Source organism: Pseudomonas sp. LY-1, assembly GCF_053502595.1.
The window spans coordinates 5,377,514-5,395,623 of sequence record NZ_CP094353.1 but is presented as its reverse complement, the minus strand read 5'-3'; the positions used below and the strand labels follow the sequence as shown (position 1 = coordinate 5,395,623).

General features: G+C 60.0%; 16 protein-coding genes, 4 tRNA genes and 1 riboswitch. Of the genes, 15 read left to right on the top strand and 5 right to left on the bottom strand.

The annotated features are described in order from the left end of the window. The first annotated feature begins 164 nt into the window (after positions 1 to 164). The 6 genes from aruF to astE all read left to right on the top strand — a co-directional run bounded on the left by aruF (position 165) and on the right by astE (position 6,491). Positions 165 to 1,184, top strand: coding sequence for an arginine/ornithine succinyltransferase subunit alpha (gene aruF / locus MOQ67_RS24680; protein ID WP_253398272.1), 1,020 nt, complete (start codon positions 165 to 167; stop codon positions 1,182 to 1,184). Between the two features lie 50 nt (positions 1,185 to 1,234). Beyond that, complete coding sequence (gene astA / locus MOQ67_RS24675; RefSeq protein WP_247407690.1) at positions 1,235 to 2,260, top strand: arginine N-succinyltransferase; 1,026 nt, start codon at positions 1,235 to 1,237, stop codon at positions 2,258 to 2,260. Further along, complete coding sequence (astD, locus tag MOQ67_RS24670) at positions 2,257 to 3,726, top strand: succinylglutamate-semialdehyde dehydrogenase (protein ID WP_448675956.1); 1,470 nt, start codon at positions 2,257 to 2,259, stop codon at positions 3,724 to 3,726. The genes astA and astD overlap by 4 nt, the downstream gene beginning before the upstream one ends. An 88-nt stretch (positions 3,727 to 3,814) precedes the next feature. After that, positions 3,815 to 5,161 (top strand): N-succinylarginine dihydrolase, encoded by a 1,347-nt coding sequence (gene astB / locus MOQ67_RS24665; protein WP_247395953.1) that lies wholly within the window; start codon positions 3,815 to 3,817, stop codon positions 5,159 to 5,161. Between the two features lie 23 nt (positions 5,162 to 5,184). Further along, a complete protein-coding gene (locus tag MOQ67_RS24660; RefSeq protein WP_253398268.1) occupies positions 5,185 to 5,475 on the top strand; it encodes a topoisomerase II in 291 nt (96 codons plus the stop codon). An 11-nt stretch (positions 5,476 to 5,486) separates the two neighbouring features. Then, entirely contained in the window at positions 5,487 to 6,491 is a 1,005-nt protein-coding gene (gene astE, locus MOQ67_RS24655; protein ID WP_017849206.1) for a succinylglutamate desuccinylase, read from the top strand. Between the two features lie 132 nt (positions 6,492 to 6,623). On the opposite strand, the gene MOQ67_RS24650 is transcribed toward astE, so the two are convergent. Continuing rightward, the gene (locus tag MOQ67_RS24650; protein WP_017849205.1) at positions 6,624 to 7,133 is read right to left on the bottom strand and encodes a 6,7-dimethyl-8-ribityllumazine synthase; all 510 of its coding nucleotides are present in this window, start codon (positions 7,131 to 7,133) and stop codon (positions 6,624 to 6,626) included. A gap of 113 nt (positions 7,134 to 7,246) precedes the next feature. Beyond that, positions 7,247 to 7,416, bottom strand: a riboswitch (FMN riboswitch). A gap of 190 nt (positions 7,417 to 7,606) precedes the next feature. On the opposite strand from MOQ67_RS24650, the gene ltaE reads away from it, so the two are divergent. The 8 genes from ltaE to mgtE all read left to right on the top strand — a co-directional run bounded on the left by ltaE (position 7,607) and on the right by mgtE (position 15,343). Beyond that, positions 7,607 to 8,611 carry a low-specificity L-threonine aldolase gene (ltaE, locus tag MOQ67_RS24645; protein ID WP_079444548.1) on the top strand — a complete coding sequence of 335 codons (1,005 nt, stop codon included), beginning with the start codon at positions 7,607 to 7,609 and terminating at the stop codon, positions 8,609 to 8,611. Between the two features lie 146 nt (positions 8,612 to 8,757). Next, positions 8,758 to 11,376, top strand: a complete 2,619-nt coding sequence (gene alaS, locus MOQ67_RS24640) for an alanine--tRNA ligase (RefSeq protein ID WP_198718212.1) — start codon at positions 8,758 to 8,760, stop codon at positions 11,374 to 11,376. 97 nt (positions 11,377 to 11,473) lie between these two features. After that, positions 11,474 to 12,715 (top strand): aspartate kinase, encoded by a 1,242-nt coding sequence (locus MOQ67_RS24635; RefSeq protein WP_017849202.1) that lies wholly within the window; start codon positions 11,474 to 11,476, stop codon positions 12,713 to 12,715. Positions 12,716 to 12,888: 173 nt separating this feature from the next. After that, a complete protein-coding gene (gene csrA / locus MOQ67_RS24630) occupies positions 12,889 to 13,077 on the top strand; it encodes a carbon storage regulator CsrA (RefSeq protein WP_003175645.1) in 189 nt (62 codons plus the stop codon). Between the two features lie 62 nt (positions 13,078 to 13,139). Continuing rightward, a tRNA-Ser gene (locus tag MOQ67_RS24625) sits at positions 13,140 to 13,230 on the top strand. Positions 13,231 to 13,338: 108 nt separating this feature from the next. Then, positions 13,339 to 13,415 (top strand) — tRNA-Arg (locus MOQ67_RS24620). 72 nt (positions 13,416 to 13,487) lie between these two features. Next, positions 13,488 to 13,564 (top strand) — tRNA-Arg (locus MOQ67_RS24615). Between the two features lie 336 nt (positions 13,565 to 13,900). After that, entirely contained in the window at positions 13,901 to 15,343 is a 1,443-nt protein-coding gene (gene mgtE / locus MOQ67_RS24610; protein ID WP_448675647.1) for a magnesium transporter, read from the top strand. 102 nt (positions 15,344 to 15,445) lie between these two features. Here mgtE and MOQ67_RS24605 read toward each other — a convergent pair whose 3' ends face one another. The 3 genes from MOQ67_RS24605 to MOQ67_RS24595 all read right to left on the bottom strand — a co-directional run bounded on the left by MOQ67_RS24605 (position 15,446) and on the right by MOQ67_RS24595 (position 16,580). Continuing rightward, positions 15,446 to 15,772, bottom strand: coding sequence for an Arc family DNA-binding protein (locus tag MOQ67_RS24605; protein ID WP_017849200.1), 327 nt, complete (start codon positions 15,770 to 15,772; stop codon positions 15,446 to 15,448). 389 nt (positions 15,773 to 16,161) lie between these two features. Then, positions 16,162 to 16,341, bottom strand: coding sequence for a PA3371 family protein (locus tag MOQ67_RS24600; RefSeq protein WP_126587263.1), 180 nt, complete (start codon positions 16,339 to 16,341; stop codon positions 16,162 to 16,164). A gap of 11 nt (positions 16,342 to 16,352) precedes the next feature. After that, a complete protein-coding gene (locus tag MOQ67_RS24595) occupies positions 16,353 to 16,580 on the bottom strand; it encodes a hypothetical protein (protein WP_017849198.1) in 228 nt (75 codons plus the stop codon). A gap of 547 nt (positions 16,581 to 17,127) precedes the next feature. Here MOQ67_RS24595 and MOQ67_RS24590 point away from each other — a divergent pair. Then, positions 17,128 to 17,199 (top strand) — tRNA-Arg (locus MOQ67_RS24590). A 339-nt stretch (positions 17,200 to 17,538) separates the two neighbouring features. Here the strand turns inward: MOQ67_RS24590 and MOQ67_RS24585 are convergent. Then, a complete protein-coding gene (locus tag MOQ67_RS24585) occupies positions 17,539 to 18,036 on the bottom strand; it encodes a helix-turn-helix domain-containing protein (RefSeq protein WP_095039445.1) in 498 nt (165 codons plus the stop codon). Between the last annotated feature and the right edge of the window lie 74 nt (positions 18,037 to 18,110).

The following is an 18,110-nucleotide window of genomic DNA, read 5'->3' as shown; positions in this document are numbered from 1 at the left end:
GCTTGCCCCCGATAGCGGTGTATCAGTCACCAGATGTATCAACTGACAGACTGCTATCGGGGGCAAGTCGAATCGTCGCACCGCCCCTCCCACATTGGATATGTGTTGTTCCTGACCCGTCCGGTACTTTTTCCTATGAGTTTTTCGAGTTAAGGAGTGACACCATGCTGGTGATGCGCCCCGCGCAAATGGCTGATCTGGGCGAGGTACAGCGTCTGGCTGCGGACAGCCCGATTGGTGTCACCTCCTTGCCGGATGATGTGGAACGCCTGAGCGACAAGATCGCCGCGAGCGAAGCGTCCTTCGCCGCCGAGGTCAGTTTCAACGGTGAAGAAAGCTATTTCTTCGTGCTCGAAGACACCGAGACCGGCAAGCTCGCAGGCTGCTCGGCCATCGTCGCCTCGGCCGGCTACTCGGAGCCGTTCTACAGCTTCCGTAACGAGACCTTCGTCCACGCCTCCCGCGAGTTGAAGATCCACAACAAGATCCACGTGCTTTCCCAGTGCCACGACCTCACCGGCAACAGCCTGCTCACCAGCTTCTACGTGGTGCCGGAGCTGGTCGGTTCGCCGTGGTCGGAACTCAACTCCCGTGGCCGCCTGTTGTTCGTCGCCAGCCACCCCGAGCGCTTTGCCGACTCGGTGGTGACCGAGATTGTCGGCTACAGCGATGAGCACGGTGATTCGCCGTTCTGGGACGCCATTGGGCGCAACTTTTTCGACCTCAACTACGCCGCCGCCGAGCGCCTGTGCGGGCTGAAAAGCCGCACGTTCCTCGCCGAGCTGATGCCGCACTACCCGATCTATGTGCCACTGCTGCCGGATGAAGCCCAGGAAGCGATGGGCCAGGTGCATCCGCGTGCGCAGATCACCTTCGACATCCTCATGCGCGAAGGCTTCGAGACCGATCACTACATCGACATCTTCGACGGCGGCCCGACGCTGCACGCGCGTATTTCGGGCATTCGTTCGATCGCCCAGAGCCGCGTGGTGCCAGTGAAGATCGGCGAGCGGGTCAAGGGTGTCGGTCGCCAGTACCTGGTGAGTAACGCGCAGTTGCAGGATTACCGCGCGGTGATGCTGGAACTGGACTACGCGCCCGGTAAACCGGTGATCCTGGACCTGGAAGCGGCCGAAGCCCTGGGCGTCGGTGAAGGCGCCAGCGTGCGTTTGGTTGCGGTTTAAAGCAGAGTTTTGCGGGTGGCCTGAACGGGCGGCCCGTCTGAGGAGATAGCATGATCGTTCGTCCCGTACGCAGCAGCGATTTACCGGCCCTGATTGATCTGGCGCGCAGCACCGGCACCGGCCTGACCACCTTGCCAGCCAACGAAGAACGCCTGGCCCACCGGGTTGGCTGGGCGGAAAAAACCTTCCGCGGCGAAGCCGGGCGCGGGGATGCCGACTACCTGTTCGTGCTGGAAAACGACGAAGGCCAAGTGGTGGGCATTTCCGCCATCGCTGGTGCCGTCGGTCTGCGCGAGCCCTGGTACAACTTCCGGGTCGGCCTGACTGTCAGCGCCTCCCAGGAGCTGAATATCTACCGCGAGATCCCGACGCTGTTCCTGGCCAACGACCTCACCGGCAACTCCGAACTGTGCTCGTTGTTCCTGCACGCCGATTACCGCAACGGCCTCAACGGCCGCATGCTGGCCAAGGCGCGCTTGCTGTTTATCGCGGAGTTCCCGCAGTTGTTCGGCAACAAGATCATCGCCGAGATGCGCGGTGTGTCCAACGAAGCCGGGCGTTCGCCGTTCTGGGAAAGCCTGGGCCGACACTTCTTCAAGATGGAATTCAGCCAGGCCGACTACCTCACCGGCGTGGGCAACAAAGCCTTTATCGCCGAGCTGATGCCGAAATTTCCGCTGTACAGCTGCTTCCTGTCCGAGGATGCGCGCAACGTGATCGGCAAGGTCCATCCGGACACCGAGCCGGCGCTGAGCATGCTCAAGAGCGAAGGGTTCAGCTACCAGGGCTATGTCGACATTTTCGACGCCGGCCCGGCGGTGGAATGTGAGACCAGCAAGATTCGTGCGGTGCGCGACAGCCAGTCGCTGGTGTTGGCCATCGGCACGCCGGGGGACGACGCCACGCCGTTCCTGATCCATAACCGCAAGCGCGAAGAGTGCCGCATCACCGCCGCACCGGCCCGCCTGGCGGCAGGCACGCTGGTGGTCGATCCATTGACCGCCAAACGCCTGCAACTGGTGGTGGGCGATCAAGTGCGTGCCGTACCGTTGTCTGCTGCTCGGGAGTCGAAATAATGAATTCGCTGTATATCGCCGGTAGCTGGCTGGCTGGCCAGGGTGAACTGTTCGAGTCGCGCAACCCGGTGACCCAGCACGTGCTGTGGGCCGGTAATGGCGCCAGCGCCGAGCAGGTCGAATCCGCCGTGCAGGCCGCACGCCAGGCGTTTCCGGCGTGGGCCCGGCGTTCGCTGGAAGAGCGCATCGCCGTGCTCGAAGCCTTCGCCACTGCCTTGAAAAACCGCGCCGATGAAATCGCCCGCTGCATCGGTGAAGAAACCGGCAAGCCACTGTGGGAATCGGCCACCGAAGTCACCAGCATGGCCAACAAGATCGCGATCTCGGTGCAAAGCTACCGCGAGCGTACCGGCGAGAAGAGCGGCCCGCTGGGCGACGCCACCGCTGTGTTGCGTCACAAGCCCCACGGCGTGGTGGCGGTGTTTGGCCCTTACAACTTTCCCGGCCACCTGCCTAACGGCCATATCGTCCCGGCGTTGCTGGCGGGCAATACCGTGTTGTTCAAGCCAAGCGAGCTGACCCCGAAAGTCGCCGAGTTGACCGTGCAATGCTGGATCGAAGCGGGCCTGCCGGCGGGCGTGTTGAACCTGCTGCAAGGTGCGCGGGAAACCGGGATCGCCCTGGCGGCCAACCCGGGTATCGACGGGTTGTTCTTCACCGGCTCCAGCCGCACTGGCAACCACCTGCACCAGCAGTTCTCCGGGCGCCCGGACAAGATCCTCGCCCTGGAAATGGGCGGCAACAACCCGCTGGTGGTGGATGAAGTGGCCGACGTGGATGCGGCGGTGTACACCATCATTCAATCGGCGTTTATCTCGGCCGGCCAGCGCTGCACCTGTGCCCGTCGCTTGCTGGTGCCCGAAGGCGCCTGGGGCGATGCGTTGCTGGCGCGGCTGGTGGCGGTCAGCGCGACGATTGCCGTCGGTGCGTTCGACCAGCAACCGGCGCCGTTCATGGGCTCGGTGATTTCCCTGGCGGCGGCGAAAGCCTTGATGGACGCCCAGGAATTGCTGTTGGCCAACGGCGCCGTGGCGCTGCTGGAAATGACCCAACCGCAGGATCAGGCTGCGTTGCTGACGCCGGGCATCATTGACGTCACCGAGGTGAGCGAACGTGCCGACGAAGAGCTGTTCGGCCCGCTGTTGCAGGTGATCCGCTACGCTGATTTCGCAGCGGCGATTGCCGAAGCCAACAACACCCAGTACGGCCTGGCCGCCGGTTTGTTGTCGGATTCCGAAGCGCGTTACCAGCAGTTCTGGCTGGAAAGCCGCGCCGGGATCGTCAACTGGAACAAGCAATTGACCGGCGCCGCCAGTACCGCGCCGTTCGGCGGTGTCGGGGCATCGGGCAACCATCGCGCCAGCGCCTATTACGCGGCGGATTATTGTGCGTACCCGGTGGCGTCGCTGGAGACCCCGAGCCTGGTGCTGCCAGCCACATTGACCCCAGGCGTAACGCTGGCCTAAATGTGGGAGGGGGCAAGCCCCCTCCCACATTTGACCCGTGGTGTGTTGAAGATTGCCTATAAAAACAGATGTTCGTGGAGCCTCGCCGATGAAATCCTATGAAGTCAATTTTGACGGTCTAGTGGGGCCGACCCATAACTACGGCGGTTTGTCCTACGGCAACGTCGCGTCCCAGAGCAACAGCCAGCAGGCGTCCAACCCGAAGGAAGCGGCGTTGCAGGGCTTGCAAAAAATGAAAGCGCTGATGGACATGGGCTTTGTGCAAGGCGTGCTCGCACCGCAGGAACGTCCGGACGTAGCCACCTTGCGCAACCTCGGCTTCAGCGGCAGCGATGCCCAGGTCATCCAGCAAGCGGCCAAGCAGGCCATGCCGCTGCTGGTCGCCAGTTGCTCCGCGTCGAGCATGTGGGTGGCCAACGCCGCCACCGTCAGCCCGAGCGCCGACACGGCAGATGGCCGCGTGCATTTCACCGCCGCCAACCTCAACTGCAAATACCACCGCAGCATCGAACACCCGACCACCAGCCGCGTGCTGGGGGCGATGTTTGCCGATGCGAAACACTTCGCCCACCACGCCGCGTTGCCGGCGGTGGCGCAGTTCGGCGACGAAGGCGCGGCCAACCACACACGTTTCTGCCGTGACTATGGCGAGGCGGGCGTCGAGTTTTTCGTGTTCGGCCGCAGCGCGTTCGACACCCGTTACCCGGCGCCGCAGAAGTACCCGGCGCGCCAGACCCTCGAAGCGTCCCAAGCCGTCGCCCGCCTGCACGGCCTGAATGATGACGGCGTGGTCTTCGCCCAGCAGAACCCGGCGGTGATCGATGCCGGCGTGTTCCATAACGACGTGATCGCGGTGGGCAATGGCGAAGTGCTGTTCTATCACGAGGACGCGTTCCTCAACACCGAGCAGATGCTTGGCGAGCTGCAGGCCAAGTTGGGCAAGCTGGGCGGTAACTTCCAGTCGGTGTGTGTGCCGCGTGCCCAGGTCAGCGTCGAAGACGCCGTGCGTTCCTACCTGTTCAACAGCCAATTGCTGACCCGCGCCGACGGCTCGATGCTGCTGATCGTGCCGGAAGAGTGCCGCGCCAACACGCGCGTCTGGCAGTATCTGCAGGGCCTCACCGCTGCTGGTGGTTTGATCCGCGAGGTCAAGGTCTTCGACCTCAAGCAAAGCATGCAGAACGGCGGTGGCCCGGCGTGCCTGCGTTTGCGCGTGGCGTTGAACGAAACCGAGCTGGCGGCGGTGAACCCTGGGGTTATCATGACCGCGCCGTTGTATGAGACGCTGACCCAGTGGGTCGACAAGCACTACCGCGACAGCCTGCGCGAAAGCGATCTGGCTGACCCGCAGTTGCTGGTTGAGTGCCGGACGGCATTGGATGAACTGACGCAAATCCTTAAACTGGGCGCGGTATATCCTTTCCAGATCAATTAACGCCACACGGCTGAGAGCTATTTATGAGCACCGATACCCTGCAACTGATCCTTGAAGACACCGACGGCACCCAACTGGAAACCTCCTGCACCCGCGTTGCCGTGATCTGGCAGGGCAAGGAAGTCTGGATTCAGCACGACGGCCGTGGCCAACTGCTGATCGGTGTGGATGTGGAAGAAGGCGACGCCGAGTACGCCAACCTGCTGATGCGCCCACTGGCCACCAACCTGATGAGCCTGCAACTGGAAATGGAACCGGCCGACGTTGAGGGTGATGACGACGATCACGTCCACGGCCCAGGCTGCAACCACTAAGGAAGCTGCTTATGCTCGCCCTCGGCAAACTCCTTGAACTGACGCTCGCCGGTCGTGAACCGGCGCAAAAAATTCAACTGACTGTCGACGGCGTGCAGATGCGCTGGCTCAGCGAAGGCGCGCTTGAAGTGCGCCCGCCGCAAGCGCGGGACAACGGCAGCGACGTGCTGCTGTCGTCCGGCATCCATGGCAACGAAACCGCGCCGATCGAACTGCTCGACCGCCTGTTGCATGGCATCGCCCGTGGGCAGATCAAACCCCGCACCCGTATTCTGTTCCTGTTCGGCAACCCCGAGGCCATGCGCCGCGGCGAGCGTTACCTCGAACTGGACGTCAACCGGCTGTTCAACGGCCGTCACGAAAAAAATATCGGCCCTGAAGCCATGCGCGCCGCCGAGCTGGAACAATTGGCCCGCAGCTTCTTCAGCCTGCCTGGCCGCTCGCGCCTGCATTACGACCTGCACACCGCCATTCGCGGTTCGAAGGTCGAGCAGTTCGCCCTCTACCCGTGGAAGGACGGGCGCCAGCATTCGCGCCACGAACTGGCCCGCTTGCGCGCCGCCGGTATGCAGGCGGTGCTGCTGCAGAACAAAGCTTCGATCACCTTCTCCGCCTTTACCTATGAACAACTGGGCGCCGAGGCCTTTACCCTGGAATTGGGCAAGGCGCGGCCATTCGGGCAGAACCAGGATGTGGACGTGTCGCGCCTGGAAACCCGGCTGACGCAGATCATCGAAGGCACCGAGCCGGACACCGGCAGCCTGGATGGCCTGCAGCTGTTTGCCGTGTCCCGCGAAGTCATCAAGCACAGCGATGCATTCCTGTTGCACCTGCCGGCGGACGTGGAAAACTTTTCGCCGTTGGCCCAGGGCTATCTGCTCGCCGAAGACGTCGCCAAGACCCGCTGGGTGATCGAGGAGGAGGGCGCACGCATCATTTTCCCGAACCCGAAGGTGAAGAATGGCTTGCGCGCAGGGATATTGATCGTGCCGACCACGGACGCCGGGTTGGCGTAGATCTCAGCCTTAACCGGATCCAAATGTGGGAGGGGGCTTGCCCCCGATAGCAGAGTGTCAGTCAGCTCATCTGTAGCTGAGACACCGCCATCGGGGGCAAGCCCCCTCCCACATTTTGTTTTGCGGTGTTGCTTAAACTGCTACCGCACGCGGCTCGCTGCGGCGGATCGCACGCACCTTGTGCAAGGTGTCGGCACAGGTACGCGCCGCTTCCTGGCCCTTGTGTACGAAATGATCATGGAAAAACGCATGGTGCTCGCTGCCCGCGTGGAAGTGGTGCGGGGTCAGGGACACCGAGAACACCGGCACTTCGGTTTCCAGCTGCACCTGCATCAGGCCGCTGACCACCGATTGGGCCACGAACTCGTGACGGTAGATGCCGCCGTCCACCACCAGGGCCGCGGCAACGATGCCGGCGTAACGGCCGGTCTTGGCCAGCAGCTTGGCGTGCAGGGGCATTTCAAAGGCGCCGCCGACTTCGAAGAAATCGATGTCCGATTCCTGGTAACCCAGGGCGATCATTTCGCTGAGGAAGCCTTTGCGCGATTGGTCGACAATATCCTTGTGCCAGCAGGCCTGGATAAACGCGACGCGCTCGCCGTGATGGTTTTTGCTTTTGCTGTCGATTGCGGTGGGTTGCATGTTCTGACTCCTGTTTAAGAAAAAAACAGGGCGTTATGAATCGAATGGGATTTAAGGGTACGAACAGCTGGGTCATGCAGGCATGAACTCAGCGCGCGGCCCTTTTGCGCCAATCCCGTTCTCTCTTCATCCGGACTATGACCGTCGGCCCCGGGATCACACCGGGTCTGCTGACCTTGTCGCCGTCCTGCCGGAGCAGTTCGAGGCGCCAAGCGCTCGCGGGCTATGCACATTGCGCGCAATTACCGCCGGTGGGGAATTGCACCCCGCCCTGAGAACGTTGCCGCCAGAACCCTGGCGGCGGAGAGTTTTTAACATGGTTTTTCAGAAACTGCACGATTGCCGTATCGATAGCCTATATCGGTTTGTTTGATTGATATTCGATTGACGCAGCATAGGGCTTGATATTCCGTGGCTTTACCCGCAGTAATCATCAGTACGAAAAAACGCCCAACCCATCAGAGGCCAGTTTGATGACCGTGATAGACCTGCGCAGCGACACCGTGACCCAGCCCACCCCCGGCATGCTCGATGCGATGGCCAGCGCCGTCAGCGGCGATGACGTGTATGGCGAAGACCCCAGTGTCAACCGCCTGGAGGCCGAACTGGCCAAGCGCCTGGGGTTCGCCGCGGCGTTGTTCGTGCCCACCGGCACCATGAGCAACCTGCTGGCGTTGATGGCCCACTGTGAGCGTGGCGAGGAATACATCGTCGGTCAGCAGGCCCACACCTATAAGTACGAAGGCGGCGGCGCGGCGGTGCTGGGTTCGATCCAGCCGCAACCACTGGAAGTGCAGGCGGACGGTTCCCTGGACCTGGATCAGGTGCTGGAAGCGATCAAGCCCGATGATTTCCACTTCGCCCGCACCCGCCTGTTGGCGCTGGAGAACACCATGCAGGGCAAGGTGTTGCCGCTGGAGTACCTGGCCAGGGCACGTGCGTTTACCCGTGAACATGGCCTGGCCCTGCACCTGGACGGCGCGCGGCTCTACAACGCGGCGGTCAGGCTCGACGTGGACGCGCGGGAGATCACCCAGCATTTCGATTCGGTGTCGGTGTGCCTGTCCAAGGGCCTGGGCGCGCCGATTGGCTCGGTGTTGTGCGGCTCCACGGCGCTGATCGCCAAGGCGCGGCGTTTGCGCAAGATGGTCGGCGGCGGCATGCGCCAGGCCGGTTCCCTGGCGGCGGCGGGGCTGTATGCCCTTGACCATCAGGTGCAGCGCCTGGCCGACGACCACGCCAACGCCCAATGGCTGGGGGATGAACTGCGCAAGGCCGGGTATGCGGTGGAGCCGGTGCAGACCAACATGGTCTACGTGCAGCTCGGCGACCGGGCGCAGGCCCTGAAGACGTTTGCCGCCGAGCGCGGCATCAAGTTGAGCGCCGCACCGCGCCTGCGCATGGTCACGCACCTGGACGTGAGCCGTGCGCAGATCGAGCAAGTGGTGCAGGCATTCGTCGAGTTTTCTCGGAAATGACCGTGCAGACTGTCTAATTGACTGTTTCTATCACATAAACACGCTGTACCACCGGCAAAGGGCCGATATAATGCGGGCCTTTGCCGTCGCTCCGTCTGATGATGTTGCGCACTGGCCTTTGGCCTCAGACTCCGTGGAAGAACCTAATGAAAAGCGCAGAAATCCGTGAAGCCTTCCTTCGCTTCTTCGAAGAGCAAGGCCACACCCGTGTCGCCTCCAGCTCCTTGATCCCAGGCAATGACCCCACCCTGCTGTTCACCAACGCGGGGATGAACCAGTTCAAGGACTGCTTCCTGGGCCAGGAAAAGCGCGCCTATACCCGCGCGGTCAGCAGCCAGAAATGCGTGCGCGCCGGTGGCAAGCACAACGACCTGGAAAACGTCGGCTACACCGCCCGTCACCACACGTTTTTCGAAATGCTCGGCAACTTCAGCTTTGGCGACTATTTCAAGAAAGACGCGATCAACTTCGCCTGGACCTTCCTCACTGGCGTGCTGAAACTGCCGAAGGAAAAGCTCTGGGTCACCGTCTACGCCAGCGATGACGAGGCCTACGACATCTGGACCCAGCAAGTCGGCGTGCCGCCTGAGCGCATGGTGCGTATCGGCGACAACAAGGGCGCGCCTTACGCCTCCGACAACTTCTGGACCATGGGCGACACCGGCCCGTGCGGCCCATGCACCGAGATTTTCTACGATCACGGCGCCGATATCTGGGGCGGCCCACCGGGTTCGCCGGAAGAAGACGGCGACCGTTACATCGAGATCTGGAACAACGTGTTCATGCAGTTCAACCGCACCGCCGATGGCGTGTTGCACCCGCTGCCGGCACCGTCGGTGGATACCGGCATGGGCCTGGAGCGGATCAGTGCGGTGATGCAGCACGTTCACTCCAACTACGAGATCGACCTGTTCCAGAGCCTGCTGGCCGCTGCGGCCAAGGCTATCGGTTGTGCCAATGAAGACCAGGCATCGCTCAAAGTGGTGGCTGACCACATCCGTTCCTGCGGTTTCCTGATTGCCGACGGCGTGCTGCCGTCCAATGAAGGCCGTGGCTACGTGCTGCGCCGTATCATCCGTCGCGCCTGCCGCCACGGTAACAAGCTGGGCGCCAACGGCAGCTTCTTCTACCAGATCGTCGCGGCGCTGGTCGCCGAGATGGGCGCAGCCTTCCCGGAACTCACCCAGAACCAGGCGCACATCGAGCGCGTGCTCAAGGCCGAAGAAGAGCAGTTCGCCAAGACCCTGGAACAGGGCCTGAAAATCCTCGAGCAAGACCTCGCCGGCCTGCAGGGCAGCGTGGTGCCGGGCGATGTGGTGTTCAAACTCTACGACACCTACGGTTTCCCGATGGACCTGACCGGCGACATCGCCCGTGAGCGCAACCTGACCCTCGACGAGGAAGGTTTCGAACGCGAGATGGAAGCCCAGCGCGTGCGCGCCCGTTCCGCCAGTTCCTTCGGCATGGACTACAACAGCCTGGTCAAGGTTGACGTGGCCACCGAGTTCACCGGCTATAAGGCCACCCACGGTTCGGCCAAAGTGATCGCGCTGTATAAAGACGGCCAGTCGGTCGACGTCCTGAATGAAGGCGATGACGGTGTGGTGGTCCTGGATCGGACGCCGTTCTATGCCGAATCCGGTGGCCAGATCGGCGACTGCGGTTTCCTCAAGGCGTCTTCCGGTCGTTTCGATGTGCGTGATACCACCAAGACCGGCGGCGCATTCCTGCACCACGGCGTATTGGCGTCGGGCAGCCTGATCGTCGGTTCGCCGGTGGACGCCCAGGTGGACGCCGACGTGCGCCACGCCACTGCGCTGAACCACTCGGCCACCCACTTGCTGCACGCGGCACTGCGCCAGGTGTTGGGCGAGCACGTCCAGCAGAAGGGTTCGTTGGTCGACAGCCAGCGCCTGCGTTTCGACTTCAGCCACTTCGAAGCGATCAAGCCTGCGCAGATCAAGGCCCTGGAAGACATCGTCAACGCCCAGGTGCGCAAGAACACCGCGGTGGAAACCGAGGAAACCGACATCGAGACCGCCAAGGCCAAGGGCGCCATGGCGCTGTTCGGCGAGAAATACGGCGACAACGTGCGCGTCCTGAGCATGGGCGGCAACTTCTCGGTGGAACTGTGCGGTGGGATCCACGCCAACCGTACCGGCGACATCGGCCTGCTGAAAATCATCAGCGAAGGTGGCGTGGCGTCCGGTGTGCGTCGTATTGAAGCGGTGACCGGCGCTGCGGCCCTGGCCTACCTCAATGCGGCCGAAGAGCAACTCAAGGAAGCGGCCAGCCTGGTCAAGGGCAGCCGTGACAACCTGATCGACAAACTGTCCGCCGTGCTGGAGCGCAACCGCGCCCTGGAGAAACAGCTGGAACAGTTGCAGGCCAAGGCGGCCAGCGCGGCAGGCGACGATCTGTCGGCTTCCGCCCAGGACGTCAAGGGCGTGAACGTCCTGGCGGCGCGCCTGGACGGCCAGGACGGCAAGGCGTTGTTGGCCTTGGTCGATCAGTTGAAGAACAAGCTCGGCCGCGCAGTGATCCTGCTCGGCAGTGTCCATGAGGATAAGGTCGTTCTGGTTGCCGGTGTAACCAAAGACCTGACTGGCCAACTCAAAGCCGGTGATTTGATGAAACAAGCCGCTGCGGCAGTGGGCGGGAAGGGCGGTGGTCGTCCGGACATGGCACAAGGCGGTGGTGTAGACGCCGGTGCCCTGGACGCGGCCCTGGCCCTGACCGTGCCGTTTGTCGAGGCTGGCATTTAAGGCGCTGTGAATGAGCCCGTGGTCTAGTCGCGGGCTCGCTCGGTTGCTGGAAGATTGGTTTATTGGGCGCCCCTTTACGGGCTGAGGCGGCTTAGAAATGGCTTTGATCGTACAGAAATTTGGAGGCACCTCGGTCGGCTCTGTCGAAAGAATCGAGCAGGTCGCCGACAAGGTTAAGAAATTCCGCGATGCCGGCGACGACCTCGTCGTGGTGCTGTCGGCCATGAGCGGCGAAACCAATCGCCTGATCGAACTGGCCAAGGCTATCAGCGGCGATCAACAACCGCTGCCGCGTGAGCTGGATGTGATCGTGTCCACCGGCGAGCAGGTGACCATTGGCCTGCTGGCCATGGCGCTGAACAAGCGCGGTGTGCCGGCAGTGTCCTACACTGGCAGTCAGGTGCGTATCCTCACCGACAGCGCGCACACCAAGGCGCGTATCCTGCAGATCGATGATCAGAAGATTCGCGCTGATCTGAAGGCCGGTCGTGTGGTAGTCGTCGCCGGTTTCCAGGGCGTCGACGAGCACGGCAATATCACCACCCTCGGGCGTGGCGGTTCGGACACCACCGGTGTGGCCCTGGCGGCCGCACTCAAGGCTGACGAATGCCAGATCTACACCGATGTGGATGGCGTCTACACCACCGATCCGCGCGTGGTATCCGTGGCCCAGCGCCTGGACAAGATCACCTTCGAAGAGATGCTGGAAATGGCCAGCCTCGGTTCCAAGGTGTTGCAGATCCGTGCGGTGGAATTCGCCGGCAAGTACAACGTTCCGCTGCGCGTATTGCACAGCTTCAAAGAGGGTCCGGGCACCCTCATTACTATTGATGAAGAGGAATCCATGGAACAGCCGATCATTTCCGGCATCGCTTTCAACCGCGATGAAGCCAAGCTGACGATCCGTGGCGTGCCAGACACCCCGGGCGTGGCATTCAAGATCCTCGGCCCGATCAGTGGCGCGAACATTGAAGTCGACATGATCGTGCAGAACGTTTCGCACGATAACACCACTGATTTCACCTTCACCGTTCACCGCAACGAGTACGAAGCGGCCGAGCGTATCCTGCAGAACACTGCGAGCGGGATTGGCGCGCGTGAAGTGGTCGGCGATACCAAGATCGCCAAGGTGTCGATCGTGGGTGTGGGCATGCGTTCCCATGCCGGCGTTGCCAGCCGCATGTTCGAGGCCCTGGCCAAGGAAAGCATCAACATCCAGATGATCTCCACCTCGGAAATCAAAGTCTCGGTGGTGATCGAAGAGAAGTACCTGGAACTGGCTGTACGCGCACTGCATACCGCTTTTGAGCTGGACGCTCCGGCCCGACAGGGCGAGTGATGCAAGGCCAGGAAGGCGCGGTTTACCGCGCCTTTCATTTTTTTGTAGGGCGCATGTTGTTTTGCGTGGGCTCGACAATACTTAGCTGGTAGGGCTATGGCCGATGAGCCGTAGGTCGAAGGCCTTTTTTTGCAGACTGTTGTTCCTGAACTGAAGTGCGTGAGGTGAAAGGTATGTTGATTCTGACTCGTCGTTGCGCAGAAAGCCTGATTATTGGTGATGGAGAAATCACCGTGACCGTGCTCGGCGTCAAAGGCAATCAAGTGCGTATTGGGGTAAATGCTCCGAAAGAGGTAGCGGTTCACCGCGAGGAAATCTATCTGCGGATCAAGAAAGAGAAGGACGAAGAACCAAGCCTTTAATTTTTATCGTTTTTTATGTTTGCAAACGGGGATGAACGTGGTTAATATACGCCCCGTGTTGCGGAGAGCTGGCCGAGTGGCCGAAGGCGCTCCCCTGCTAAGGGAGTACACCTCAAAAGGGTGTCGGGGGTTCGAATCCCCCGTTCTCCGCCATTATTTGCTTAGTACGTTGCAATCTGGATTTATCGATAAGTTGTTGAAATTAATCGAAAAAATCGCTTTACATAGAGATTGAACGGCCTATAATGCGCGGCAACAAATGCACTCGTAGCTCAGCTGGATAGAGTACTCGGCTACGAACCGAGCGGTCACAGGTTCGAATCCTGTCGAGTGCACCATTTAAGAGTCAGTTGCAGCAATGCAGGTGATTCGGTTACAACCAGTTGTGATCTGGTCTAAAAACACAATCTGCACTCGTAGCTCAGCTGGATAGAGTACTCGGCTACGAACCGAGCGGTCACAGGTTCGAATCCTGTCGAGTGCACCATACAAACAAAAAGCCCGCCTAGTGCGGGCTTTTTGCCGTCTGGGGTTTGTAGGATTTAACCTTTTCTTCCCGCGCCATGTGTTTTCCAGTCGCGTGGCAGCGTCGCAATTCATAGATGCGGCCAATTCTCAGCTTTGGCGCGCAAGCGCTTGTTCTTACCAGTTTTTTGACGTTAAAAGCGGCGGGCGGTGTATCATTGCGCCCGTCAGCCCCGCCGGGGCTTGTGGAACACCTCCATGGACTTACCCAGTAGTTACTCAGTATCCCGTTTTACCAATCATGAATTGACTGATTGATCCTTCCGGCGTGCCCCGCTGCTGGGAGTGGAGTTCGCCTATGACCGAAGTAGAAGTAAAGAAAACACAAGAAAGCCTGCAGGATCGCCTGGCTCAAGTCATTGAGCTGCTGCAGCGCCAGCGCGTGGTCGAAGAGCTCACGCACCGCCAGGAAGGTCCGCACCACGACCACGTCGAAAACCTGGTTCATCGGCAAAACCTCGTCGAGTTGCAACGCAAGCTCGATGATCTGCACTCCGCCGACGTCGCTTATATCCTTGAAGCCTTGCCGTTGGATGATCGACTGACCCTCTGGCAGTTGGTCAAGGCCGACCGCGACGGCGACATCCTGCTCGAAGTATCCGACTCCGTCCGTGAAACCCTGATCGCCGACATGGATGATCACGAGCTCCTGGCCGCGGCCCGGGAGATGGACGCCGACGAACTGGCCGACCTGGCCCCCGAACTGCCCCGTGATGTTGTCCATGAGCTGATGGAGGCCCTCGACAGTCAGCAGCGTGAGCGCGTGCGCTCCGCGCTGTCCTATGACGAGGATCAGGTCGGCGCCCTGATGGACTTCGAGATGGTCACCATCCGCGAAGACGTCAGCCTGGAAGTGGTACTGCGTTACCTGCGCCGCCTGAAAGAGCTGCCAGGGCACACCGACAAGCTGTTCGTGGTCGACTACGAAGGCATTCTCAAGGGCGTGCTGCCGATCAAGCGCCTGCTGGTCAATGACCCGGAGAAGAAGGTTGCGGACGTGATGGCCAGTGATCCGGTGGGTTTTCATCCGGATGAAGACGCCTACGACGCCGCCCAGGCCTTCGAACGTTACGACTTGATCTCGGCCCCGGTGGTCGACAAGAACGGCAAGCTGATCGGCCGTCTGACCATCGATGAAATGGTCGACCTGATCCGTGAAGAAAGTGAAACCGAAGTCCTCAACATGGCGGGTCTGCGTGAAGAGGAAGATATTTTTGCCTCGGTCTGGCGCTCCCTGCGTAATCGCTGGGCGTGGCTGGCCGTAAACCTGATCACCGCGTTCATCGCTTCGCGGGTGATCGGGCTGTTCGAAGGTTCGATCGAAAAGCTGGTGGCACTGGCGGCGTTGATGCCAATCGTTGCCGGGATCGGCGGTAACTCCGGCAACCAGACCATTACCATGATCGTGCGCGCCATGGCGCTCGACCAGGTCAATACCGGCAACACCTCGCGCCTGATGCGCAAGGAATTGGCGGTGGCGCTGATCAATGGCGTGGTGTGGGGCGGGGTGATCGGGATCGTGGCCTACTTGCTGTACGACAGTTGGTCGCTGGGGGTGGTCATGACTGCCGCCATGACCCTCAACCTGCTGTTGGCGGCCTTGATGGGGGTGCTGATCCCCATGACCCTGGCACGCCTTGGGCGCGACCCAGCCATGGGCGCCAGTGTGATGATTACCGCCATGACCGACAGCGGCGGCTTCTTCATCTTCCTTGGCCTGGCGACGATCTTCCTGCTCTGACCCCTCGCGGCGGGGGCAACCCAGCCCCCGCCCAGTACCGCCTTCCCGAATTGCGCGCAAAAAAAAGCCAGCACATGGCTGGCTTCGGCTTTCAGGAACAGATCATTCGGCTTCTGCGGCCGCCTCAACGTCGTGCGCAATAAGCGAGACAAGGGCATTTTGCTGGCGGTGGGAGAGCTGACGAAAACGCTGCAGCAGTTCGCGTTCGTGCAGTGACAGCTCTGGGCTGTCCAGGCGCATGCTTAGCTCTTCGCCCAACGCACCTTCCTGAATGAGGCTCTGCTCCAGGCGCGCGATGATTTCGGAGTTCATGCTGCGGTGATGATTGCGAGCCACCTCGGCAATGCGTTCCCGCATTCCGTCTGGCAGACGTACGACGAACTTGTCAGCCGTGCGGCTGGAATAAATTGCCTGTTTCAATGGGCGCATATATTTAACCGGTTAGTTCAGGGGAGCGGTTATTGGAATTGGCCGCAAGATGAGTGTTAAGACAAGGCTCACGACCAAAGTTCAACCTGAATTGCAAAGAGGCCGCATCATGCCTCAGTTTTGCCGGTTCCTTGGCGTCAATTCTGTGACAAATATTGAACTGCCTAAAGGCTTTATGCCAGTACTGATTTGCTTTTTTGCGGACTGGTTGGAAAACTTTTTTGCGAGTGATCGTCACAATTCATCGTCCCGCAAGCCGTTGCTGCCAAGGGGTTTGGGGCGCATATCGTATCGTGATATGGCCTTTTGCCCTTGTTTTTAAGACTAGTGGCAATTTGCCGATTTACTAGTGCGAGGCGACATAAGGTAGGTGTGCCGGCGAGCGAAAATCAGCGCAGCACGGGGTCGAATCTGATTCGGCGGCCGACGATCAGCGTCAACAGCAGGAAGCTGCCGAACACGACGCTGGTGATGAGGGCGGTGGTGCGAGCGTCCTGGGACGAGGTAGACATGCCCAGCACGGCAGTCATGACGGTCAGGCACAAAAACAGCCAGGCGGCTTTGGACATGGAAGGCTTCCTCAGAAAACCCAGTGTTCAGTTGCGGGCGCGGCCTGAGTGCTTTGGGCCAGGCGCACGGGCGATTGCGGGTTGGCCGTCATCACCGCCAATTGCGGACGTTGTTGCAGATGATGCGGCACGGGCTGGCGGATCTGCGCGGTGTCATCGCTACCGTTCGACTGAAAATGAAACATCACCAGTGCGGCCAGGGCGACGGTATTGAGAGCCAACAGAAGGGTGCTGTTCATCGTCATCTTCTCCGCAACGGGTCCAGCCGAATGGTTTTGTAGGAGAAGTATTGCAGATGCCGTGCCAATGTTTTATTTCAATAAAATCAATGGTTTGAGTTTAATCTAAACAGCGCTCGGGTTGCAATTTGCAATGCTGGCATTTTGGTGTAGTGCATTTTGCACGATGGCCTCGGATGCCCGGGTTTGCTGGGCGAAACCGTGATCCGTGGCGCAAGCATTGGCTTACACTCAAAAAGCCCACGGACGACATGACAAAACCCACCTCGGCCGTTAACATGCACGCCGTCCATCGCAGCGCCGTTGGCCCGATGGTTGTCATTTGTCCCAGTAGCTCAATTGGATAGAGCATCCCCCTCCTAAGGGGAAGGTTGGCCGTTCTTATCAGGACAAAAATCTGCTGCACATTGGAGAGAGAGCATCAGCCCCTGCTGCTGGGGGAGCTCAGCCTAGTTCCGTCAGGATCTGTCTGAGTTTGCTGCGCATTGGTGAGCATTGCCGCTCATCTTGTTTTTGAAGCAAATGTGAAGGAAAATTCTGCTGTCGTGTCCTCTTAGTTCAACGGATAGAACGAGCCCCTCCTAAGGGCTAGGTGCAGGTTCGATTCCTGCAGGGGACATATCCTCGCTTCAGTAGCTAGCTGTTTTTTATGGTTTTTCTTAGACAAGAGCCATCCCCTCCGACGGCTTGGTCAAGCCGGCCCGTGATTTATTTTTTTGCGTAATGACACGATTCGCGGTCTAGCCGAATTGCCTAAAGCCTCTCCTTAACTCGCCTCTCGTCAGATCCCTGGTTCCTGAAAATGAGCATTTGCTCGACTCCATGGATACAGTTGATTGACATGCTCGCGTTAGAGGTTGCCTCAAGATTCGTTAAGCCAGTGAGCCAACCCATGCCGGGCGCGTATGACCGGTAGAGGCTAGTTGTAGGTGATCGAAAATGCGACGCTCCTTCACGCCTATCGATTGACCTGCTGCTCCTGGCTCAAAATCCGCTTCCAGTGACGATTGACAACGCTAGGGGAGAAACCCAATTCCTGAGCGATCTGCGCTTGTGTCATACCTTCCGCCTTGAGCTTCCTGACGGCCTCGAGGTTTTCAATTTTCTGAGGTTTTCCACGCGTACGCTGAATCAGCGCTCCATCCGCGAATTGCTCTGCTAGCAGCCCTATACCCCCCTCAGCTTCAAATGTTCGAAGCTGCTCTAGTGCCTCTTCTATGAGGCGAGGGTAGGGCGTTCCAAGGCGTGCAGACATGCACAAAGCCATCAGGGCAAGCGGATCAATCTCGAGTGCTTCAGCCAAGCTTTCAAATTTTTCGAGCGTAATACTCGTTTCTCCACGCTCGAGAGCGCTGATTTTCGATCTCGCGCTGGCGTCAGAAAGCTTTTCATACCGAAAGCGGCGATTCAGCCTAAGAGCCCTTAGGGCGCCGGCTAGGGCAATTTTGAGGTGCATGGGTTGGCCAAAAGTCAGGATATAGCCATACCACAGGGTTTCCGATAAACATCAATATGAGGTATTATTGTATA